At 72.0% G+C, this 22,838-nt stretch carries 16 protein-coding genes; 3 read left to right on the top strand and 13 right to left on the bottom strand.

Going from position 1 to position 22,838, the window contains the following annotated elements; all coding sequences use genetic code 11:
- Positions 1 to 23 precede the first annotated feature (23 nt).
- The gene (gene abc-f / locus ACLHRZ_RS09240) at positions 24 to 1,634 is read right to left on the bottom strand and encodes a ribosomal protection-like ABC-F family protein (protein ID WP_490417817.1); all 1,611 of its coding nucleotides are present in this window, start codon (positions 1,632 to 1,634) and stop codon (positions 24 to 26) included.
- A 107-nt stretch (positions 1,635 to 1,741) separates the two neighbouring features.
- Between abc-f and ACLHRZ_RS09235 the strand changes: the two genes are divergently transcribed.
- On the top strand, positions 1,742 to 2,374 hold the full coding sequence (locus ACLHRZ_RS09235; RefSeq protein ID WP_490417816.1) for a TetR-like C-terminal domain-containing protein: 633 nt from the start codon (positions 1,742 to 1,744) through the stop codon (positions 2,372 to 2,374).
- A 13-nt stretch (positions 2,375 to 2,387) separates the two neighbouring features.
- On the opposite strand, the gene ACLHRZ_RS09230 is transcribed toward ACLHRZ_RS09235, so the two are convergent.
- The 3 genes from ACLHRZ_RS09230 to nrdR form a co-directional block, all read right to left on the bottom strand.
- Positions 2,388 to 2,993, bottom strand: coding sequence for a YdbC family protein (locus tag ACLHRZ_RS09230; protein ID WP_490417815.1), 606 nt, complete (start codon positions 2,991 to 2,993; stop codon positions 2,388 to 2,390).
- Between the two features lie 202 nt (positions 2,994 to 3,195).
- Positions 3,196 to 6,069 carry a vitamin B12-dependent ribonucleotide reductase gene (locus ACLHRZ_RS09225; protein WP_490417814.1) on the bottom strand — a complete coding sequence of 958 codons (2,874 nt, stop codon included), beginning with the start codon at positions 6,067 to 6,069 and terminating at the stop codon, positions 3,196 to 3,198.
- 114 nt (positions 6,070 to 6,183) lie between these two features.
- The gene (nrdR, locus tag ACLHRZ_RS09220) at positions 6,184 to 6,741 is read right to left on the bottom strand and encodes a transcriptional regulator NrdR (RefSeq protein WP_490417813.1); all 558 of its coding nucleotides are present in this window, start codon (positions 6,739 to 6,741) and stop codon (positions 6,184 to 6,186) included.
- 601 nt (positions 6,742 to 7,342) lie between these two features.
- Between nrdR and lexA the strand changes: the two genes are divergently transcribed.
- The gene (gene lexA, locus ACLHRZ_RS09215; protein WP_171083174.1) at positions 7,343 to 8,128 is read left to right on the top strand and encodes a transcriptional repressor LexA; all 786 of its coding nucleotides are present in this window, start codon (positions 7,343 to 7,345) and stop codon (positions 8,126 to 8,128) included.
- Between the two features lie 133 nt (positions 8,129 to 8,261).
- On the opposite strand, the gene ACLHRZ_RS09210 is transcribed toward lexA, so the two are convergent.
- The 4 genes from ACLHRZ_RS09210 to ACLHRZ_RS09195 are packed head-to-tail and all read right to left on the bottom strand — an operon-like array spanning position 8,262 to position 14,297.
- Positions 8,262 to 10,241 (bottom strand): ATP-dependent DNA helicase, encoded by a 1,980-nt coding sequence (locus ACLHRZ_RS09210; RefSeq protein ID WP_490417812.1) that lies wholly within the window; start codon positions 10,239 to 10,241, stop codon positions 8,262 to 8,264.
- A gap of 59 nt (positions 10,242 to 10,300) precedes the next feature.
- Entirely contained in the window at positions 10,301 to 11,107 is an 807-nt protein-coding gene (locus ACLHRZ_RS09205; RefSeq protein ID WP_490417811.1) for a GNAT family N-acetyltransferase, read from the bottom strand.
- Complete coding sequence (locus ACLHRZ_RS09200; protein ID WP_490417810.1) at positions 11,104 to 13,035, bottom strand: IucA/IucC family protein; 1,932 nt, start codon at positions 13,033 to 13,035, stop codon at positions 11,104 to 11,106. Before ACLHRZ_RS09200 ends, ACLHRZ_RS09205 begins: the two co-directional genes overlap by 4 nt.
- A gap of 20 nt (positions 13,036 to 13,055) precedes the next feature.
- A complete protein-coding gene (locus ACLHRZ_RS09195; protein WP_490417809.1) occupies positions 13,056 to 14,297 on the bottom strand; it encodes an aminotransferase class III-fold pyridoxal phosphate-dependent enzyme in 1,242 nt (413 codons plus the stop codon).
- A gap of 262 nt (positions 14,298 to 14,559) precedes the next feature.
- Here ACLHRZ_RS09195 and ACLHRZ_RS09190 point away from each other — a divergent pair, with 262 nt between their 5' ends.
- Positions 14,560 to 15,762 (top strand): trypsin-like serine peptidase, encoded by a 1,203-nt coding sequence (locus ACLHRZ_RS09190; RefSeq protein ID WP_490417808.1) that lies wholly within the window; start codon positions 14,560 to 14,562, stop codon positions 15,760 to 15,762.
- A gap of 72 nt (positions 15,763 to 15,834) precedes the next feature.
- On the opposite strand, the gene hflX is transcribed toward ACLHRZ_RS09190, so the two are convergent.
- The 5 genes from hflX to ACLHRZ_RS09165 all read right to left on the bottom strand — a co-directional run bounded on the left by hflX (position 15,835) and on the right by ACLHRZ_RS09165 (position 22,793).
- A complete protein-coding gene (hflX, locus tag ACLHRZ_RS09185) occupies positions 15,835 to 17,328 on the bottom strand; it encodes a GTPase HflX (protein WP_490417807.1) in 1,494 nt (497 codons plus the stop codon).
- A gap of 136 nt (positions 17,329 to 17,464) precedes the next feature.
- Positions 17,465 to 18,940: a M1 family metallopeptidase gene (locus tag ACLHRZ_RS09180; protein ID WP_490417806.1), complete on the bottom strand. Its 1,476-nt coding sequence runs from the start codon at positions 18,938 to 18,940 to the stop codon at positions 17,465 to 17,467.
- Positions 18,941 to 19,091: 151 nt separating this feature from the next.
- Positions 19,092 to 21,212, bottom strand: coding sequence for a RelA/SpoT family protein (locus ACLHRZ_RS09175; protein ID WP_490417805.1), 2,121 nt, complete (start codon positions 21,210 to 21,212; stop codon positions 19,092 to 19,094).
- A 173-nt stretch (positions 21,213 to 21,385) separates the two neighbouring features.
- Entirely contained in the window at positions 21,386 to 22,273 is an 888-nt protein-coding gene (gene dapF, locus ACLHRZ_RS09170) for a diaminopimelate epimerase (RefSeq protein WP_490417804.1), read from the bottom strand.
- 46 nt (positions 22,274 to 22,319) lie between these two features.
- The gene (locus ACLHRZ_RS09165) at positions 22,320 to 22,793 is read right to left on the bottom strand and encodes a hypothetical protein (protein ID WP_490418051.1); all 474 of its coding nucleotides are present in this window, start codon (positions 22,791 to 22,793) and stop codon (positions 22,320 to 22,322) included.
- Positions 22,794 to 22,838: the final 45 nt, after the last annotated feature.

Below are 22,838 nucleotides of genomic sequence, written 5' to 3'. Positions count from 1 at the left end.
TGCGCGCCGCGCGCAGCCCGGTGTCAGCCCGCGATCCGGCCCTCGCGTATCTCGCACGTGCGTCCAGCGAAGCGCTCCCTGAGGGTCCGGTCGTGGGAGACGACCACCAGGGCACCGGTCCACTCGGCGAGGGCCTGCTCGAGCTCCTCGACCAGGCCGAGGGCGAGGTGGTTGGCCGGCTCGTCCAGCAGCAACAGGTCCGCCGGACGGGCGAGGAGCCGGGCAAGGCCCAGGCGCCTGCGCTGCCCCGCGGACAGCGCGCCGACGGGCACGTACAGGTCGCGCTCGCGGAAGAGCCCGAACGACACCAGCAGTTCCCGCTGCTCATCCGGCGTCCCCGGCAGCCCGCGCCGGAAGGCGTCCAACAGGCGTTCCGCGGGCCTGCCCGCAGTCGTCTCCTGGGCGAGGTGGCCGATGCGCCCGCGCCGCACCACCGTGCCGGCGTCCGGCGCCTCCGCTCCCGCCATGACCCTGAGCAACGTGGACTTCCCCGCGCCGTTGGCACCATGGACCAGGAGCCGCTCGCCCGCCTCGATACGGAGGCTGCCCACCGCGAGCCGCTCCCCGACCCGAATGCCGTCGAGGGCCACGAGGGACCCGGTCGCCGAGCCCGCCTCGGGACGGGCGGCGAAGCGCAAGGGATCGGGCGGGCGCGGAACGGGATGCTCCTGGAGGCGGCGCAGCCGCTCCTGTGCGTTGCGGATCCGGGCGGAGACCGAGGACTGCACCCGTCCCCTGTCCCTGTCGTACGCCATCTTGTTGCCGTCCGTCCTGGCCCGGCCGGGTGCAACACGGCGTGCCACCGTCGCGGCGGCCTCGCCCAGCGCCTCGGTCTCGGCGCACCACTGCTCGTACGCCTGCTCCCAGCGGCGGCGGGCGGCCGCCCGTTCGGCGACGAATCCGGCGTAGCCGCCGCCGTAGCGGACCAGCGCCCTGCGGTCGGCGTCGACCTCGATCACCGCGGTCGCCACGCGCTGGAGGAACGTCCGGTCGTGGGAGACGGCCACGACCGTGCCGGGGTGCGCCCGCAGGGTGTCCTCGAGCCAGGTCAGGGCGGCTCCGTCCAGGTGGTTGGTGGGCTCGTCGAGGAGCATGACCTCCGGCGCCGCGGCGAGCAGGCAGGCCAGGCCGAGCCGGGCCTGCTCCCCGCCGGAGAGGCTGCCCAGGCGGCGTTCGCGCGGAATATGGGACAGGCCCAGGCCGTGCAGGGCCTTGTCCACGCGGGCATCCACCTCGTAGCCGCCGCGCGCCTCGAAGGCGACGAGCAGATCCCCGTACTCCGTGAGGGTCGCGGGGCCGGCGGAGCCGAGCATGCCCTCCAGCTCCCGCAGCCTGCGCTCCATGGCGCGCAGCCCGGACAGGGCGGCGTCGACGGCGTCGCCGACGGTGCGGTCCGGGGGCAGCTCGGGGGTCTGGTGCAGGTGGCCCACGCCGCCGTCGGCCCTGGTCACGACCCTGCCGTCGTCGGGCTGTTCGGTGCCCGCGAGGAGCGCGAGCAGCGTGGACTTCCCGGCGCCGTTCTCCCCCACTATGCCGATCCGCTCTCCGGGGCGGACAGAGAGGGAGACGCCGTCGAGCAGGAGCCTGTCCCCTCGGGACACGGACACTCCGTGAAGTGAGAGCTGGGCAGGCATGGGCGGCCTCCATGACGGTCAGGGGCGACGGAGCATCCAAATGCGACTCGGGTTGCGTTAATCTGAGTGTGGCACGACCCATCCACTTAACGCAACGGGAGTAGCAATTGTCTTCGGAGAGCTCCCCCCAGGCCCCGGGCACGGTGCGCCCCGGCGGGCGCACCGCCCGTACCCGCGCCGCGGTCCGCGACGCCGTCCTCGCAGGACTCGGCGAGCACGGCTACCCCGGCCTCACCGTCGAATACGTCGCCGAGCACTCGGGCGTCCACAAGACCACGCTGTACCGCCGCTGGGGCGGTCTCGAAGGGCTGCTGGCGGACGCCCTGGCCCTCGCGGGCGAGGACGGCTGGACCGCGCCCGACACCGGGAGCCTGCAGGGCGATCTGCGGGCCCTCGCACGCGAGGTGCTGGACGCCTTCACCGATCCGGCGGCGGCAGCGGCCCCGACCGCATTCGTCGGCGCCGCCTTCCAGTCGGAACAGGCCGCGGACGCACTGCGGGCCTTCTACACGCAACGGTTCGCGCGCTGCACACCGGTCGTCGAGCGGGCGGTCGCACGAGGCGAGGCCCCGCCCGGCACCGACGCCGGCGCGGTCGCCCGGGCCGTCTCCGCCCCGCTGTTCCTCCGGCTGTTCGTCACACGGGAGGGCATCGACGCGGCCGGCGCCGATCAGGCCGCCGACGCAGTGCTCGCGGCGGTCCGCGCCGGTGCATACGCCTTCCCGGCCGGACCGGGCTGAGCAGCCCGGGCGTTCACACCGTCCAGGACGGTTCCATCTCCACGACGTCGCCCGTGATCGCCGCGACATCGGCCTCCGTCTGCGCACGCAGTGCGAGCCGCTCCACCCGCTCCGCGCGGTACTTGCCGTGCTCGGCCACGGAGTTCCACATCGACAGCACGAGGAACTCCGGGCCGGGCGCCTCGCCGAAGACGCCGCGCAGCATCCCGGGCGAGCCGGCCATCGCCGGGTTCCACACCTTCTCCTGCATCAGCGTGAAGTGCTCCATGCGCTCCGGGCGCACCCGGCAGTGGGCGATGCGCACCACATCCGCATCCGTGAACTGCGGCCGGAAGCCCACCTTCACGTCGAAGCGGTGCTCGAACAGCCGCACCTGGATGTTCTTGAACGTGCCGAACTGGGCGGCAGCCAGCCTGTCGTGGGACCGCGCCATGAAGGAGTCGTAGAACGCGCGGCTCTCCCAGAAGCCGAACAGGTGCGCCACATCGGGGCGTCCGCGGCTCCAGCCGCCGCCCTGCCCCCGGAACCCCGGTTCACCGAGCAGCCCCGCCCACTTCCGCTGCCCCCGCTCGAAGCCCCGGCGGTCCACCACGGTGCAGCGAATCCACTTGACCAGCACCGGGCCATCGTACGGCCCGCGCAGTGATCCGCATCAGGGAGCGCAGGAGTACACCCGCGCGAGCGTTCCGGCGCAACTCGGCGCCCGTTTCGCTCCCCGCACCACGGTCCCTCGCAGCACGGTCGCCGAACGCCGATGGCGGAGCCGGCAGGTGCCGGCTCCGCCATCGGACGGGCGACGGTCGAGGACCGTCAGCAGTGCATCAGCTGCAGCCGCTGGTCGAGCCGCAGCCCTCGCAGAGGTAGCAGCTGCCCGCACGGCGCATCTTCGTGCCGCAGGAGAAGCACAGCGGCGCATCCGCGTTCAGACCGAGCTGCATCTCCACCAGCTCGGTGGAGTTGTGGGCCTGCTTGGGCGCCGGAGCCGCCGCGGCGGGCTGGGCCGGGACCTCGGGCTTCGGGGCCGCCGTCTGGCGCGGCGCGGACTGCGCCAGGCCCTCGACGTCGACCTCCTCGTCGGCCGGCTCGTACGAACCGGTGTCCAGGTGACGCTGGCGCTCCTCGGCGGAGTGGATGCCCAGGGCCGAGCGGGTCTCGAAGGGCAGGAAGTCCAGCGCCAGGCGGCGGAAGATGTAGTCGACGATCGACTGCGCCATCCGCACGTCCGGGTCGTCCGTCATACCGGCCGGCTCGAAGCGCATGTTGGTGAACTTCGAGACGTAGGTCTCCAGCGGCACGCCGTACTGCAGGCCCACCGAGACGGCGATGGAGAAGGCATCCATCATGCCCGCGAGGGTCGAACCCTGCTTGGACATCTTCAGGAAGACCTCGCCCAGACCGTCGTCCGGGTAGGAGTTGGCGGTCATGTAGCCCTCGGCACCGCCCACCGTGAAGGAGGTGGTGATGCCCGGACGACCCTTGGGCAGACGCTTGCGGACCGGACGGTACTCGACGACCTTCTCCGCGACGGCGGGGACGGTCTCGGCCTTCTTCTTCTCCTCCTTCTTCTTGGCGGAGAGCGGCTGACCGACCTTGCAGTTGTCGCGGTAGATCGCGAGGGCCTTCAGGCCCGTCTTCCAGCCCTCGAAGTAGACCTCCTCGACCTCCTCGACGGTGGCCGACTCGGGCAGGTTCACGGTCTTGGAGATCGCGCCCGAGAGGAACGGCTGCGCGGCGGCCATCATGCGCACGTGGCCCATGGCGGAGATCGCGCGCTCGCCCATGGCGCAGTCGAAGACCTCGTAGTGCTCGGCCTTCAGGCCGGGGGCGTCGAGGACATTGCCGTGCTCGGCGATGTGGGCGACGATCGCCTCGATCTGCTCCTGCTGGTAGCCCAGACGCTTGAGCGCCTTGGGGACCGTGTTGTTCACGATCTGCATGGAGCCGCCGCCGACGAGCTTCTTGAACTTGACCAGGGCCAGGTCCGGCTCGACGCCCGTGGTGTCGCAGTCCATCATCAGACCGATGGTGCCGGTGGGGGCGAGCACCGAGGCCTGGGCGTTGCGGAAGCCGTGCTTCTCGCCGAGGCGGATCACGTCCTGCCACGCCTCGGTCGCCGCGGCCCACACCGGGGTGTCCAGGTCGTCCGTGCGCCGGGCGACGGTGTTGGCGTCCGCGTGCTGCTGCATGACGCGCTTGTGGGCGTCCGCGTTGCGGGCGTAGCCGTCGTACGGGCCGACGACCGCGGCCAGCTCGGCGGAGCGGCGGTAGGACGTGCCGGTCATCAGCGAGGTGATGGCACCGGCGAGCGCGCGGCCGCCGTCGCTGTCGTAGGCGTGACCGGTGGCCATCAGCAGGGCGCCCAGGTTGGCGTAACCGATGCCCAGCTGGCGGAAGGCGCGGGTGGTCTCACCGATCTTCTCGGTGGGGAAGTCGGCGAAGCAGATGGAGATGTCCATCGCCGTGATGACCAGCTCGACGACCTTGGCGAAGCGCTCGGCGTCGAACGACTGGTTGCCCTGGTCGTCGTCGCGCAGGAACTTCATCAGGTTCAGCGAGGCGAGGTTGCACGAGGAGTTGTCCAGGTGCATGTACTCGCTGCACGGGTTGGATGCGGTGATCCGGCCCGTCTCCGGCGAGGTGTGCCAGTGGTTGATGGTGTCGTCGTACTGGATGCCCGGGTCGGCGCACTGCCAGGCGGCCTCGGCCATCTTGCGGAAGAGCGCCTTGGCGTCGACCTCCTCGATGACCTCACCGGTCATGCGGGAACGCAGGCCGAACTTGGAGCCGGACTCGACGGCCTTCATGAACTCGTCGTTCACTCGGACCGAGTTGTTGGCGTTCTGGTACTGGACGGACGTGATGTCGTCGCCGCCCAGGTCCATGTCGAAGCCCGCGTCGCGCAGGGCGCGGATCTTCTCCTCCTCCTTCACCTTGGTGTCGATGAAGGCCTCGACGTCGGGGTGGTCGACGTCGAGGACGACCATCTTGGCCGCGCGGCGGGTGGCGCCGCCCGACTTGATCGTTCCTGCGGAGGCGTCGGCGCCGCGCATGAAGGAGACCGGGCCGGAGGCGTTGCCGCCGGAGGAGAGCAGCTCCTTGGAGGAGCGGATGCGGGAGAGGTTCAGGCCGGCGCCGGAGCCGCCCTTGAAGATCATCCCCTCTTCCTTGTACCAGTCGAGGATCGACTCCATGGAGTCGTCGACGGAGAGGATGAAGCAGGCGGACACCTGCTGCGGCTGCTTGGTGCCGACGTTGAACCAGACCGGGGAGTTGAAGCTGAAGACCTGGTGCAGCAGGGCGTAGGCGAGCTCGTGCTCGAAGATCTCGGCGTCCGCGGGCGAGGCGAAGTAGCCGTGCTCCTCACCGGCCTTGCGGTAGGTGAGGACCACGCGGTCGATGAGCTGCCGGAGACCGGACTCGCGCTCGGGCGAACCGACGGCGCCGCGGAAGTACTTGCTCGTGACAATGTTGACCGCGTTCACCGACCAGAAGTCGGGGAACTCGACGCCACGCTGCTCGAAGTTGATCGAGCCGTCGCGCCAGTTGGTCATGACGACGTCACGACGCTCCCAGACCACCTCGTCGTACGGGTGCACGCCGGGGGTGGTGTGGATGCGTTCGATGCGCAGACCCTTGCCGCCCTTGTTTCCCTTGGAGCGGGAACCTCGTGCCGGGCCGCTCGTCGTCTCTGTCATGCCGCCTCCCTCTACGGGCAAAACGCCCTCATGCGCCCATTTCTTCCGTGGCGCGACGTGTGTCTGTCACCCGGGAACGCCGAGCGCTCCGGGCAGGTCTGGTGTGCCGCCGCCTCAGTCGGCGGCGACGGCGGGCGCGGGGACTCCGGGGGTGTCCCCGCCGCGGCCGCCAGCATCGGTTGCGGGCCCTTCGCAGCCTTCGCAGCATTCGGCCGGCGCGGGACCGGGGGCGCCAGCGCGGAGTTCCGCGACGGCCGCCTCGAAGTCCTCGAGCGAGTCGAAGGCCTGGTAGACGGACGCGAACCGCAGATACGCGACGAGATCGAGGTCCTTGAGCGGGCCGAGTATGGCGAGCCCGACGTCGTGCGTGGAGAGTTCGGCGCTGCCCGTGGCACGCACCGCCTCCTCGACCCGCTGGCCGAGCTGGGCCAGCGCGTCCTCGGTGACCGGGCGGCCCTGGCACGCCTTGCGCACGCCGGAGATGACCTTGTTGCGGCTGAAGGGCTCGGTGACCCCACTGCGCTTGATCACCATCAGCGACGCGGTCTCGACGGTGGTGAACCGGCGGGAGCAGTCGGGGCACTGGCGGCGCCTGCGGATCGAACAGCCGTCATCGGTGGTCCGGCTGTCGACCACGCGGCTGTCGGGGTGCCTGCAGAAGGGGCAGTGCATGGCTCTCCACCCTCCTTCACCCTCTGGGTAACCCCGAGAAACCTCGAGAAAACTGTGCACGATCTCCGCTTCGACGGGCCCTGGGAGGGGCCCCGCGAAGCAGCCCCCAGCATAGGCGATGACCACGACCGGGAATGACCGGGGGAGGGCCGTCGACCACAACTTGTGGGTAGCCGCCGCAATCAAACCACTAGATCTGGTGCCGGGCAGCCAATGACCCACAGCGCGTGTCGCGCCGCGGGGGCAGGACACGAGCGTACGCGAGGGGCTCTCGGGGCATGTCCGCACGGCTTCTGATGCCACACTGGACCCGGTGCCGCGGCGCCGGGCGCTCAGCGCCCGCAGACCCGGACGGACCCCGCCGCAACCCGGCCGGAACGGGTCGGTCCGTAGCCGGAGCCACCCGGTCGGCGGTCCCCGCGAACCGGCGGACTTCGAACCGAAGAGTACCGTAATGGGTGGAATCGATCTCTGCCCGTACACCCTGCCGCCTGATCGCGTCAGCCGATCCTCGATATTTCACTCGAACGTGTGTTTGGCGCAACCTTTCGAAAGCAACTACCGTTGTCCAGCTAGGGAGAACATCTCGAGAGGGGCCGACGTGACCACCACCGCAGACAGCGCCACCATCACCGCCCAGGACCGCTCCCAGAACCGACTCGACCAGACGCACCCGATGAATGACGCAGCCATGAACGCCGAGGGGCAGAAGCCGGCCCGCTCGCTCCCCGGACGCCCACCAGGAATCCGTGCGGACAGCTCGGGCCTCACGGACCGGCAGCGCCGTGTCATCGAGGTCATCCGGGACTCCGTCCAGCGCCGCGGGTACCCACCCTCCATGCGCGAGATCGGGCAGGCGGTGGGGCTTTCCAGCACCTCCTCCGTGGCCCACCAGCTGATGGCGCTGGAACGCAAGGGCTTCCTGCGCAGGGATCCGCACCGCCCCCGCGCGTACGAGGTGCGCGGCTCCGACCAGCCGAGCACCCAGCCGACCGATACCACCGGCAAGCCCGCCGCCTCCTACGTCCCCCTCGTCGGCCGGATCGCCGCCGGCGGCCCCATCCTGGCCGAGGAGTCCGTCGAGGACGTCTTCCCGCTCCCCCGCCAACTCGTGGGCGACGGCGAGCTGTTCGTCCTGAAGGTGGTCGGCGACTCCATGATCGAGGCCGCGATCTGCGACGGCGACTGGGTGACGGTGCGCCGTCAGCCCGTCGCGGAGAACGGCGACATCGTGGCGGCCATGCTCGACGGCGAAGCCACCGTCAAGCGCTTCAAGCGCGAGGACGGCCACGTCTGGCTGCTGCCGCACAACGCTTCCTACCAGCCCATCCCCGGCGACGAGGCGACCATCCTCGGCAAGGTCGTGGCCGTCCTGCGCCGGGTGTGAAAGCCCCGAGAGACCGGGCCCCGGAACCACTGCGCCGGTTCCGGGGCCCGCTCGTACGGCTGCCAGGGAGGCTCCGTCCGGGGCCGCTGCCCGGCGGCCCGGGGCAGATTCTGGCCAGGCCGTGTCCGACGGCCTAGCCCTCCGCGGCCTTCGCCGCCGCGTCGATGGCCGCCAGTGAGCGGCGCACCTGATTGCGGTCCGTGGTGTACCAGAAGTCGGGCATCGAGGCCCGGAGGAAGGATCCGTAGCGGGCCGTCGCCAGGCGCGGGTCCAGCACCGCGACCACCCCTCGGTCCCCCGCCGCCCGTACCAGGCGGCCCGCACCCTGCGCCATCAGCAGCGCCGCGTGCGTCGCGGCCACGGCCATGAAGCCGTTGCCGCCGGACTCCTCCACGGCCCGCTGCCGGGCGCTCATCAGAGGATCGTCGGGGCGCGGGAAGGGCACCCGGTCCATCACCACGAGCTGGCAGTTCACTCCGGGGACGTCGACGCCCTGCCAGAGCGACAGCGTGCCGAACAGGCACGTCCTGGCGTCCCCGGCAAACGTGCGGATGAGCTCGCCGAGCGTCTCCTCACCCTGCAGCAGGATCGGCATGTCGAGCCGCCCGCGCAGCGCCTCCGCGGCGGCCTGCGCGGCCCGCATCGAGGAGAACAGGCCCAGCGTCCGCCCGCCCGCGGCCTCGATCAGCTCGGCCAGTTCGTCGAGCATGTCGGTGCGGCTGCCCTCCCGCCCCGGCTGGGACAGGTGCCGGGCGACGTAGAGGATGCCCTGCTTGGGATAGTCGAACGGCGAGCCGACGTCCACGCCCTTCCACTGCGGCACGTCCTCGCCCTCGACGCCCTCGGGGGCCAGGCCCAGCGAGGCCCCCACCCCGTTGAAGTCGCCGCCGAGCTTGAGCGTGGCCGAGGTGAGGACCACCGAGCGCTCACTGAAGAGCTTCTCGCGCAGCAGGCCGGAGACCGAGAGCGGCGCCACGCGCAGCGAGGCCCCGAAGCGGTCGTGCCGCTCGTACCAGACGACGTCGTACTCGGAGCCCTGCACGATGCGCTCGGCGACCGCATGGACGTTCTCCACGGCGCCGAGGGCCTGCTTGCGGACGGCGTCCTCGTCCTGGACGGACTTGTCGCGGGTGTTGCCGATGGCCGTGATGACCGTGCGCGCGGCGTCGCGCAGGGCCATCAGACAGTGGGCGAGATCCTCGGGGAGCTGCTCCAGGCGGCCGGGCAGGGCCAGCTCCATCAGCCGCTCGAAGCTCTCGGACGCGGTCTGCAGGGCGTCCGCGGCCTTCTCGTCGACCAGCTTCGCCGCCCGGCGCACCGCGCGGTTGACCTGGCCGGGGGTGAGCTCGCCGGTGGCGACGCCGGTGACGCGGGAGACCAGCTCGTGGGCCTCGTCGACGATCAGCACCTCGTGGCCCGGCAGGACCGGGGCGCCCTCGATGGCGTCGATGGCGAGCAGCGCATGGTTGGTGACGACCACTTCGGCGAGCTTGGCCCGCTCTCGGGCCGCCTCGGCGAAGCACTCGGCACCGTAGGCGCACTTCGAGGCACCCAGGCACTCCCGGGACGTGACGGAGACCTGCGACCAGGCCCGGTCGGAGACGCCCGGGGTCAGGTCGTCGCGGTCGCCGGTCTCGGTCTCGTCCGACCAGTCGCGCAGCCGCAGCAGGTCCTTGCCGAGCTTGCTCGTCGGCGCGGCGGACTCGAAGACGTCGAAGAGCCCGTCCTCCTCGTCCTGGGGTGCGCCCTCGTGCAGCCGGTGCAGGCACAGGTAGTTGGACCGGCCCTTGAGCATGGCGAACTCCGGGCGGCGGCGCATCAGCGGGTGCAGCGCCTCGACCGTCCTCGGGAGGTCGCGCTCGACGAGCTGGCGCTGGAGCGCGAGCGTCGCCGTCGCGACCACGACGCGCTCGCCGTGGGCCAGGGCGGGCACGAGATAGCCGAGCGACTTGCCGGTACCGGTGCCGGCCTGGACGAGCAGGTGGGAACCGTCCGCGATGGCGTCCGCCACGGACTGCGCCATGGCGGCCTGGCCGGGCCGCTCGGTGCCGCCGACGGCGGAGACGGCGGCGTGCAGCAGGTCGGTGAGGGAGGGCGAGGAGGAGGCAGTCATAGCGCAGCCAGCCTAAAGGGCGGCAGTGACATCGGGCTCCCGAACGGAGAAGGCCGAGGTCAGAGGAGGCCGCGCAGGGCACGGTCGCGGATCATCAGCCCCGCGTGCTTGCCCGGCAGCTCGATCTCCCGGGTGAGCCGGAAGCCCGCGCCGAGGAAGGCCGCGACGGAGGGGGTGTTGCGCAGGTCGGGCTCCGCGACGACCCGGGTGCACGAGGGCCGGTGTTCCAGGACGTGGTCGGCGACCCGGCGCAGCAGGTGGGTGCCGATGCCGCGGCCCCGGTCGGCCACCCTGCCGATCAGCAGGTGCAGTCCGGTGTCGTGCGGACGGGCCGGGTAGTGCCGGGCGACGGGATCGAGGTCCGCGCGGTAGACCTCCCAGTAGCTCATGGGGACGCCGCCCAGGACGCCGAGGCAGGGGATGCTCCGTCCGTCGCCGTCGAGCTGGGCCCGGAGGTGGTCCGCGGTGGCCCTGTCGGGCCCCGCCAGCTCCCAGAAGGCGGCGACGGCCGGATCGTTCATCCACTGCGCGACGAGCTGCAGGTCGCGCTCGATGCGCACGGGGACGAGCTGGAAGGGCCCCGCCTCGGTGCTCACGGGGCCCCAGTCGGCCAGGCCGTCCAGGAGCTCCGGGCCGCGGCCGGCGGCCGGGGACCCCGGGCGGTCGCAGGCGACGAGTTCGATGAAGTCGCCGCATGCCCCGTCCTGTTGCTGCGCCGGTCCGTGCTGCAGCTCCCGGGTCAGAGCGTGGGCCAGCTCGTCGGAGAACGCGTCGGCCGTGCGCAGTTCGAGCGTGTCGCCCTCGCCGACGGTTCCGGTCGTGCCGTCCGCCCCGTTCGCCCCGGGGCCGGGGGTCGCGGCGCTCATCCGGCGGGAAGGGCGAGGGGGTTGGCGATCGTCACGTACGCCGACTGCGTCTCGACCGGGCCGACGAGCTCGTCGAGCCCGCGCAGTTGGGTGAGCATGTTGGCCTTGCAGCGCAGTGCCGCGGAACCGAGCAGGTGCCCCGGGAGGGAGGAGCGGGTGGGGGCGGGCCCGGTGCAGGTGTCCTGCAGGAAGCGGCGGAGGGCGGCGAGCAGGATCCGTTCGTCGGCGAGGTGCTGGGAGCCGAACGCCCCGATCACACCGAGGATGTTGTTGACGCCCAGGTAGTAGGCGAACCGCTCGTCGGCCACCTCGTCGGGGACGAACGTGTCGCTGTCACGGCCGATGCCGGGGAGCCGTTGCTCCAGTTCCGCCCGCCGGGATGCCCGGAAGTAGTAGCCCTGGTTGTCGCGGTAGCGCCCGCCGACGGGCCAGCCGTCGCGGTCCAGGAGCACCAGAATGTTCTGCTGATGGGCCTCCAGGGCGATGCCCGCCTCGCCGTCGAGCCACAGGAGGGGCCGCACGATCGCGTCCAGATAGCGCAGAAACCACTCTGCGGAGACGGCGCCCGCCGGCCGCCCGGTCCGGTGGGCCAGGCCCGCGACGATGTGGGCGAGCCGCGAGCAGACCGCGGGCTGTCCGGAGGGCGTGGCCCGGCCGGGCCACGGGCGGGGCGAGACGAGGCCCGCGACGCACGCGGCGTCGTCCCCGGGGCCGAAGGGGTTGTGCCGGACGACCACGTCCAGCCCGCGCACCGGCGTGCCGTCGGGGGTGTCCACCGCGAGCCAGGCGGGGTCCCGCACGATATCGAAGCCGAGACCGCCCGTGCAGGCCGTGCGCCACCGCTCGGCGAGTCCGCTGCGCAGCAGCCGGTGCACCTCGACGCCGCGCCGCAGCTCTTTGCGGAGGTTCTCCCGGCGCGAGTTGGTGATGCGCAGGCCGAGGGAGAGCTTCAGCATCGCGGGTGCGCCGGGCCGGTGCACGGTGCGCACGGAGGAGGTGGGGAACCACGGCTCGCCGCTCACCCCGAGGTCGTGGAGCAGGCCCTCGGCGAAGAGCCGGGCCACGTCGTGGCGGCGGCGCAGAGTGCGGGCCTGCCAGGGGTGGAGCGGCAAGGCGACAGTGTCGGGCGGGAGTTCGGCCTCCAGGGCCGGTCCGGCGAGCCGTGCCGTCAGGGTGGGGGCGTCGACGCCGCGGCCGCGCTCGGTCCAGGCCGACTCCGTGGCCAGCGCGGAGCGGTGGACGGCGAACCAGTGCAGCGGGAACGATCCTCTGGACTCCGGCGAGAAGTCGTCCGCTTCGGACTCGGCGAGCCCCTCACGGCTCTTGGGCGCGGGGTGGAGCGGATGACCGAGGATCAGGGACTGCTCACAGTGCAGGAAGAGGTGACCGGTGTCCGGGTCCGCCGGCCGGGCGCGCCGGTCGGCGAGGTATCCGGCGGTGCGATGCACCGAGTCGACGACACGGCCGACGAGTCCGGCGGCGTCCCGCGCGGCGGGCCCGTCCGTCCGCGCCGCGTGGTGTGCGGCCTCCCGGCCGAGCAGGGCGGCCAGCGTGGCGGCGTCGAGGGCCGGTGCGTCGTCGGGGCATCCGCCGAGCACGGGCGCGCCGAAGCGGTGCCACCCGGTGACGGACCAGTAGTGCACCGGCACGTGGAGAACGGTTCCGCTGGCGGTGAGCGGCACGTACAGGGTGTCGCCGTGCGGCTGGGCGACCCCGTTCTCGCGCACCCAGCAGCGCAGCAGGTTCTCGGTGGCGGCGGCATCCGCCGCGGTGACCGGGTCGGGGTGGTCCAAGAGGTCGGGTGCACCGTGCGGCGGGGGGTCGTGGGGGGCTGCGGGGCGGGGCACGGTCGTCGCGGGGGACGGCGGCTGTGCGTCCGGCGCGAGATGGCCGACGGTGGCCGCATCGGCGTACGGAGATGCGCTCATGGGTGTGCGGCGTGCATGGATCACGGCGTACGGGCCGGGGATGCTGCGCCTGCCTCCTTCGGCGTTCGGGGGGTGGGGATGCGGCGGCTTGTGCGGGAGACCGTGGCGATGGCGTCGGACAGCCGGTCGAGCACGGCGTCCGCCTGTTCGTCGGTGATGGTGAGGGGTGGCATGAGGCGGATCTCGGAGGTGCGCCGACCGGTCAGTTGGACGATCAGCCCGCGGCTCAGACACTCCTGTTGCACAGTGGCGGCCTGTGCGGGTGCGGCTGAGCGTCCGGATACATCGTCCGGTGCGTCCGGGTACCCGCAGGCGACGCCGATCATCAGTCCTCGCCCGCGGACGTCCTGCACGCATCCGTACGCGCGCGCCAGCGGGCGCAGTCCGTTCAGCATGCGCTCGCCGAGTACCGCCGCCCGCTCGGCCAGACCGTTCTCTCTGACGTAGCGCATCGTGGCCGTACCCGCGGCCATGGCGAGCTGATTGCCGCGGAAAATGCCTGAGGGGTCTGCGGGTTGCCCGGAGCCGAGGCTGTCGTGGTGGACGACGACGGCGAGCGGGAGGCTGCCGCCGATGGCCTTGGACAGCACCATCACGTCGGGAACGATCCCGCTGTGCCCGACGGCCCAGAACGCTCCGGTGCGGCCGACTCCGGTCTCGGTCTCGTCGGCGACGAGCGGGAGTGAGCGGGCGGTGGCGTCCGCCCGTACCCGGCGCAGCCAGGCGTCCGGTGCGGGCTGCACGCCGTCCCGGCCCTGGACGGCTTCGACGAGGATCCCCGCAGGTCCGGCTCCGCCGGGTGCGGTGGAGTCGTACGGGCTTTCCGGCCGACAGGCCACGAGTTGCCCGTCCCGCCCTGCTGCCGCCCTCACGAGCCGGGCCGCGGTGTCGAGGGCGTCACTGCCGCCCGGCCCACAGAACAGGATCCTGCCGGACTCCGCCAGACCGCGCGGCAGCGTGGCGAACAACTCGCCGGTGAAGGCCTCTTGGACGGGGGTGGCCAGCCCGGGGGCGTGGAGCGGGGCGCCGGAGTCGAGCACGGAGCGGATGGCTTCGAGGACCACGGGGTGGTTGTGGCCGAGCGCGAGGGCTCCCGCTCCCGAGAGGCAGTCGAGGTAGCGGCGGCCGTCCGCCCCTTCGATCGTCAGTCCGCGGGCCCGCACCGGCACGACGGGAAGCGAGCGGGCGTACGTACGAGCGGCAGACGGCGCGGACGACGGCGCCTCGGGCGGCACCGCAGACGGTAGCTGGGTCAAGGCCACGGCTCCGGGTCCTCTCTTCCGCCGCTGGTCTCCGGCCGACTGTCCCCCGTGCGTACCAACGACGCCGCGCGCTGCGGATCACGGCTCGGGCACAAGATCCTTCGAACCGGAACCGAGGACCCGGCAGCACCCGTCTCCCACGGCACCGGCATAGTAGGGCCCTGCCCTTCACCGGGTTTTTGCATGACAAGTTCACATCAAATGCACGCATTCGGCGGGCATTCGCAAGAAGACGTACAGATGCCTCAGGGGGACCCACTCCATGCCATCGAACCGCCGGTCGGCCCTGGCCACGGCCGCCCTCACCGCCGCGCTGGCGCTGACCGCCACCGCATGCGGCCCGTCCGACGACAAGGCCGCGGGCAGCGACAACCCCAGCGCGGCAGCGAGCCAGAAGGGTGACGACAGCGTCCAGCTGCCCAAGGGGCTCCCCACCTCCGCCGCGGACATCCAGAAGTGGAAGAAGAAGTGGCAGGACGGGGCCTGGAAGAACTGGGACAAGGACCAGTGGCTGCGTGAGGCCCGGGACTTCATCAACCCCGTCATCAAGGGCCACTGGAAGCCCGACACGATGAAGGACGCCCGCTCCAGCGACAAGACGCTGGCCAAGCAGAGCGCTCCGGGCACCGCCCCCGGATCCTCCGGCGACCAGGGCGTCACCGACCCCGAGCCGTCCCCGGTCCAGGCCAAGTCCGTCGACCTGCCGTACCACAACAACGCAGCACCGGTCGGCAAGGTGTTCTTCGACAGCCCCGAGGGCCACATGGTCTGCTCGGGCACGGTCGTCAAGGACCCGGCGCACCCCGGCAAGTCCAACCTGGTGTGGACCGCAGGCCACTGCGTGCACGCCGGCCAGAAGGGCGGCTGGTACCGCAACATCGCCTTCGTGCCGTCCTACAACGACAAGGGCCTCCCGGGCGCGCAGGTCAACAGCGCCCCCGCGCAGGACGTCGCCCCGTACGGCGTGTGGTGGGCGGACTGGGCCCAGACCTCCTCGCAGTGGATCGGCCAGGGCGCCGAGACCGGCGGTGCGGGCGCTCCGTACGACTTCTCCGTCCTGCACGTGAAGCCCGAGGCCGGATCCGGCAAGTCGCTCGAGGAGACGGTGGGCAACGCCCTGACCGTCGACTTCGACGTCCCGCAGGTGAAGTCGGTCCAGAGCATGGGCGCCTGGGGCTACCCGGCAGCGCCGCCCTTCGACGGTCAGAAGATGTACGACTGCGTCGACCGTCCGGGCCGGCTGAGCCTCGACGCGGCGCAGCCGACGATGTACCGCATCGGCTGCACGATGACCGGCGGTTCGTCCGGCGGCGGCTGGTTCACCCAGGGCCCGGACGGCAAGGCGGTGCTGGTCTCCAACACCTCGATCGGCCCGGCCAACAGCACCTGGCTTGCGGGCCCGCACCTGGGCCCCGAGGCGAAGGGCGTCTACAACGCCGTCAGCCAGAAGTTCTCCAACCAGTAGTCACCCGCAGGTGACATGAAGGAGGGTCACCCCGACCGCGTCGGGGTGACCCTCCTTTTTCCGTCGGACCGCTCAGGAACGGGCCGCCGGGACGTACTGCCGGAGCTCGGCCGCGAGCTCCTCGTGCACCCGCGCCTTGAGCAGGGTGCCCTCCGAGGTGTGCTCCTCGGAGAGCACCTCGCCGTCGGCGTGGGCCCGCGCGACCAGGGCGCCGTGGGTGTACGGCACAAGCGCCTCGACCTCGACCGCGGGCCGGGGCAGCTCGGAGTCGATCAGCGCGAGCAGTTCCTGGATACCCTCGCCCGTCCGCGCCGACACCGCGATCGAGTGCTTCTCGATGCGCAGCAGTCGCTGCAGGACGAGCGGGTCGGCCGCATCCGCCTTGTTGATCACGACGATCTCCGGCACGTCCACCGCGCCGACGTCGCGGATGACCTCGCGCACGGCGGCCAGCTGCTCCTCCGGCGCGGGGTGCGAGCCGTCCACCACGTGCAGGATCAGGTCGGAGTCGCCGACCTCCTCCATGGTGGAGCGGAATGCCTCGACGAGATGGTGCGGCAGGTGCCGGACGAAGCCGACGGTGTCCGCCAGGGTGTACAGCCGCCCGCTCGGGGTCTCGGCCCGGCGCACGGTCGGGTCCAGGGTGGCGAACAGGGCGTTCTCCACCAGCACGCCCGCACCGGTGAGCCGGTTGAGCAGCGAGGACTTGCCGGCGTTGGTGTACCCGGCGATGGCGACCGACGGGACCTTGTTCCGCCGGCGCTCCTGGCGCTTGATGTCACGGCCGGTCTTCATCTCCGCGATCTCCCGGCGCATCTTCGCCATCTTCTCGCGGATCCGCCGCCTGTCCGTCTCGATCTTGGTCTCACCGGGACCACGGGTGGCCATGCCGCCGCCGGACGAACCGGAGCCACCACCACCCATCTGCCGGGAGAGCGACTGGCCCCAGCCGCGCAGCCGCGGCAGCATGTACTGCATCTGCGCCAGGGAGACCTGCGCCTTGCCCTCACGGGACTTGGCGTGCTGCGCGAAGATGTCGAGGATCAGGGCGGTGCGGTCGACCACCTTGACCTTGACGACGTCCTCGAGGTGGATGAGCTGGCCGGGGCTGAGCTCACCGTCGCAGACGACGGTGTCGGCGCCCGACTCGAGGACGATGTCCCGCAGCTCCTGCGCCTTGCCGGAGCCGATGTACGTGGCCGGGTCCGGCTTGTCGCGGCGCTGGACGACACCGTCCAGGACGAGAGCGCCCGCGGTCTCGGCGAGGGCGGCGAGCTCGGCGAGGGAGTTCTCGGCGTCCTGGACCGTGCCCGAGGTCCAGACGCCGACCAGCACCACGCGCTCCAGGCGCAGCTGCCGGTACTCGACCTCGGTGACGTCCTCCAGCTCGGTGGAGAGTCCCGCGACGCGACGCAGCGCCGCACGCTCGGAGCGGTCGTACTGATCGCCGTCGCGCTCCCCGTCGATCTCGTGGCTCCAGGCGACGTCCTCTTCCATCAGGGCGTCGGCCCGAAGGCTCTCCGGGAGGCTCTGCCGGTCCTGGGGAAGGGAAGAAGAGGAGGTCATTTGATCCTTACGTGATGATCGGTGACTGCCCCCGGACGGGAGCTCTCAGCGTCGACAACGCCCGGTGGCCCCCGGAGATTCCCGGGGACGGCTGCCTCGCCGACCCGTCGATGGTCCCATGGCCGTCGCCGGACCGTCACGCGAGTTTCGCCGTGGCCGCCTTCCAGTCCGGATGGCCCGGCATGGGCGGGGTCCGCCCGCCGTACAGCCAGGTGTTCAGGAACGCCGCCTGGTCGTGCCCGGAGACCTCGGTGGCGAGGGCGGTGAAGTCGGCGGTCGAGGCCGTGCCGTCGGCATGCCGGGTGACCCACTCGCGCTCCAGCCGCTCGAAGGCGGGGGCGCCGATCCGCTGCCGGAGGGCGTAGAGCACCAGCGCGCCGCCGTCGTAGACGTTCGACCGGAAGATGCCCTCCTTGCTGCCCTGGACGGGCGGCTTGGGAACGGCGACCGGCCCTCCTTCGACCCGCCACTGGTCGGAGAGCTGGTAGGCGACCCGCATCCGGTCCTCCAGCTTCGTGCCTCCGCGCTCCTCGGCGTACAGCGCCTCGTACCAGGTGGCGTGTCCCTCGTTCAGCCAGAGGTCGGACCAGGTGCGCGGGCTGACGCTGTCGCCGAACCAGTGGTGGGCCAGCTCGTGCACCATGATCGATTCGATGTACCAGGGCGGGATGCCGGCCCGGCTGAACATGCCGCTCTCGAAGAGGGAGAGGGTCTGTGTCTCCAGCTCGAATCCGGTGGACGCGTCGGCGACGAGCAGCCCGTAGTTCTCGAAGGGGTACGGGCCGGCCTTCCGCTCCATCCAGACGATCTGGTCCGGCGTCTTCGTCAGCCAGGGCTCCAGCGTCCCGGCACTCTCGGCCGGCACGACGTCCCGGACGGGCAGTCCGTGCGGTCCGGTGCGCCGGGGCACGGCGTAGTGCCCGATGGAGATCTGGGCGAGCTCGGTGGCCATGGGGTGGACGGTGCGGTACGTCCATGTCGTGCGGTCGCCCTGTGTGGTGCGGCCTGCGGCCAGCCCGTTGGCCACCACGGTCAGATCCTTCGGGGCGGTGATGTGGAAGGTGAACAGCGCCTTGTCGGACGGATGGTCGTTGCCGGGGAAGACCCGGTGAGCACCGTCGGGCTGATTGGCCATGACCAGCCCGTCGGTCGTGGGCACCCAGCCCGCCTCGGTGTTGCCGCGCGGATCACTGGTGTGGTGCACGGTGACGGTGAACGTCGCGCCCTGCGGGACCGCGCGGGCCGGGGCGACGACCACGTCCTCCTGAACGGGGGCGAAGACTGCGGGCGCGCCGTCGACCTGGACCGAACGGACCGTGCCGTGGGTGAAGTCGAGGTTGAAGCGGCCCAGCGGTGCGGTGGCCTTGGCGACGATCGTCGTGACGGCTTCGAGCGGCTGGTCCTTGGCCCGGTAGTCGAAGGAGAGGTCGTACGAGGTGACGTCGTAGCCGGGGTTGCCGAGGTTCGGGAACAGCCGGTCGTCGACCCCCACCGCCGCCACGGCCGGCGGGTCGACCGCACCGATCAGGAAGGCGGCAGCGACGACGAGGGCGGCGGAACGACGGCGCAACCGCCGGCGCCGCCGGGAAGGCGTCCCGGGTGAGTGCGGCATGCGTCCACGGCTACCAGCGCATGATCACCGCATGGCGGCGCCACGACGCCGTCACACCCATACGAGCGTCTCAAATGGTCGTATGACGATTTGTTGACTCGGAGGGAGCCGCCGAGAACGCTTGAAGAGTCGCCGGCCCCACGCTCCGGGGTCACAACGGCGCCGTGGCCACCGTCCGTCCGGCCCGCTCCACGTCGTAGACCCCCGGCACCCGCTTCATGGCACGCATCAGCTCGGGCAGCTGCGCCGCGTCCGGCAGTTGGAGGGTGTAGGTGTGCCGCACGCGCTGCTCGTGCGGCGGCTCGACGGCGGCGGAGATGACGGCTGCGCCCTCAGCCGCAATCACCTCGGTCAGGTCGGCGAGCAGATGCGGCCTGCTGAACGATTCGGCCCGCAGGGTGACCCGGTAGTCGCCGCCGCCCTCGCCGTCCGGAGTGCGCCACTGCACGGTCACCCGTTCACGCCCTGAGGTGACCATCCGGGCCACTGCAGGGCACTCCGCACGGTGCACGGTCACCGCCCCGCCGCGGACGGCGAAGCCGGTCACCTCGTCCGGCGGCACAGGCGTACAGCAGCCCGCGAGACGCACGCTTGCAGCCGCCAGGGCCGCGCCTTCGGCGACGACGGCGACCGGTCTGCGGGCCGCAGGGGCGACGGCGCGCGGAGTGGGCTTCGGGGGCACGGGCGGGGCCGGGGCTGCTGCCGGGTCCGGCAGCGGGTGGGTGGCGAGCCAGCCGCCGATGGCGATACGGGCCGCCGGGGTGCGGGCGTGGTCGAGCCAGTCGGGAGCGGGTCCGGAGGAGGCGTCCCGGGACATCAGCAGGTGCAGGGTGTCGCCGTCGTGCAGGACCGTGCTCAGCGTTGCCAGGCGGCCGTTGACGCGGGCGCCGATGCAGCCGTGCGCACCGGCGCCGTGCTGCGCGTAGGCCGCGTCGATGCAACTGGAGCCTGCCGGGAGGCCGATCGTGCCGCCGTCGGCGCGGAAGACGGTGATCTCGCGGTCCTGGGCCAGCTCGTCGCGCAGGGAGGACCAGAAGGTGTCCGGGTCGGGAGTGGCGCGCTGCCACTCCAGCAGCCGGGACAGCCAGCCCGGGCGGGTGGGGTCGGCGCGCTCGCCGTCGGCCGCGTCGGGCGCCTCCGGTGCCGCGTAGGGGTTGCCCAGGGCGACGACGCCCGCCTCGGCGACACGGTGCATCTGGTGCGTGCGGATGAGCACTTCGGCCGCATGGCCGCCCTCGCCCGCCACCGCCGTGTGCAGCGACTGGTAGAGGTTGAACTTGGGCGCGGCGATGAAGTCCTTGAACTCCGAGATGAACGGCGTGAAGCAGGTGTGCAGTTCGCCGAGGACGGCGTAGCAGTCGGCGTCCTCGGCGACGAGGACGAGCAGCCGCCCCAGGTCGGACCCGGTCAGCTCGCCCCGCTTCAGGCGCACCCGGTGCACGGAGACGAAATGGCGGCGGCGGACGACGACTTCGGCGCTGATGTCCGCCTCGCGCAGGACGGCCCGTACGCTGCCGGCTGTCGCCTCCAGAGGGTCCGGGCAGCCCGCGTGGGCCAGGACGAGCTCGCGGGTGCGGGCGTACTCCTCGGGGTGCAGGATCGCGAAGACCAGGTCCTCCAGCTCCGTCTTGAGCGCCTGCACGCCCAGCCGCTCGGCCAGCGGGATCAGCACGTCGCGGGTGACCTTGGCGATGCGGGCCTGCTTCTCGGGGCGCATCACGCCGAGGGTGCGCATGTTGTGCAGCCGGTCGGCGAGCTTGATGGACATCACGCGGACGTCGTTGCCGGTGGCGACGAGCATCTTGCGGAAGGTCTCGGGCTCGGCGGCGGCGCCGTAGTCGACCTTCTCCAGCTTGGTGACGCCGTCGACCAGGAAGCGGACCTCCTCGCCGAACTGCTCCCGCACCTGATCGAGCGTCACCTCGGTGTCCTCGACGGTGTCGTGCAGCAGGGAGGCCGTCAACGTCGTCGTCTCGGCGCCCAGTTCGGCCAGGATCAGGGTGACCGCAAGAGGGTGGGTGATGTACGGCTCACCGCTCTTGCGGGTCTGGCCGCGGTGGGAGGACTCGGCCAGGACGTACGCGCGCCGCAGGATGTCGAGGTCGGCGCCGGGGTGGTGGCTGCGGTGGACCTTGGCGACGTGGTCGATGGCGTCGGGGAGCCGGCCACGGGCCCCGGAGCCGCTCAGCGCGGCGCGCCCGAGCCGTCTCAAGTCGATGCGGCGGCCGCGCCTGCGGCCGGGAGCACCTGCGTTCGTGGCCTCTGCGCTCATGGGCACCTCCGGCAGCGTCGACCGGCGGTCGGCTGGCGCCTCCAGACCGGTGCTTGATGCTACCGAGCCCATCACGCACCGCTGACCCGCTCTCGCCCAGAGTGAAACGGATCACCCATTCGAGGGAGTTCGGCACCGGAGCCCGGTACCGGGGCGCCGTTCGTGCAGGGGCGTCAGCCGACGGCCGACAGCCAGGAGGCGTCGAACACGCCCTCCGCGACGATCACCGCGGGGCCGGTCATCTCGACCGTGCCGTCGGGGCTCTCGCTGATGACCAGGCGCCCGCCGGGCACGTCCACGGTGTACGTCACCGGGGTGCCGGTGACCGCCGGATCGGCACCGTCCCTGCGGGCGGTGGCGACCATCACCGCGCAGGCGCCGGTGCCGCAGGAGCGCGTCTCGCCGGAGCCGCGCTCGTGGACGCGCAGGGCGACGTGGCGCGGGCCGCGGTCGACGACGAACTCCACGTTGGTGCCGTCCGGGTAGGCGGCGGCCGGGGCGACGGCGGGGGCGGTGAACAGGTTCCCCGCGTCGGCGAGGTCGCCGACGAAGGCGACGGCGTGCGGATTGCCCATGTTGACGTTGCGCGCGGGCCAGCTGCGCTCGCCGACGGTGACGGTGACGTCGCCCTCGGGCAGCAGGGCGCGGCCCATGGCGACGGTGACCCCGCCCGGCTCGCCGGAGGGGGACGGCTTGGCTATGTGGGCCCGCCGGATGCCGGCACGGGTCGCGATCGCGAGGTCGCCGGCCTCCGCGAGGCCCGCGTGCTCGAGGTAGCGGGCGAAGACGCGGACGCCGTTGCCGCACATCTCGGCGACGCTGCCGTCGCTGTTGCGGTAGTCCATGAACCACTCGGCCTCGGCGGCCATCGCGCGCGCCTCGGGGTGCGCGGCGGACCGGACGACCCGCAGGACGCCGTCGGCGCCGATGCCGGCGCGGCGGTCGCACAGCCGGGCGACGTCGGCCGGGGACAGGTCGATGCGGCCCTCGTGGTCGGGGACGATCACGAAGTCGTTCTCGGTGCCGTGGCCCTTGAGGAAGGCGATCTGCGCAGTGCTCACCCTTAGATGGTACGAGGCGCCTGTGACAGCACCCGAGGCCGGGCGGTCAGCGCAGGCGGGCCACCCGCCAGACGGCGAGCACGACCATGACGGCCACCATGACGGTGTACATGGCCACGTACCGCCAGTCCGGCCGGCGGCCGGATCCGCGCGGCGGCAGGCCGGGCCAGGTGTAGCCCACGCGGCGCGCGGCCATCACGCCCCAGCCCGCGGCGCAGCAGCTGAGGAGCAGGCCCAGCATGGCGACGACGGGGCCGCCGTCGCCGAACTCGAAGGCCAGCGGGAAGGCGAACATCAGCGAGCCGACGGCGGCGAGCACGACGATCGGTGCGAGCTGCCACAGGCGGAGCCTGCGCTGCGGGCGCAGCTCGCGGAACGACGCGGGCACCGTGCTCTCCGGTGCGCTGCCGGGCACGTCCTCGGGTCCGTCCGGCGTCAGCGCTTCCGGCTCTCCCCCGGCCACCGGGGGGTGCCCCCTGCGCTGCGGTTGCTGCGGTCTGTCGCGAGGGCCGGCCTCCATCGCCACGCGCCCTCCCAGATTCGGACTTCACGGCTCGATCGAAGC

The sequence above is a fragment of the Streptomyces sp. AM25 genome (assembly GCF_058146165.1).
This window is presented reverse-complemented; position numbering and strand designations above follow the sequence as displayed.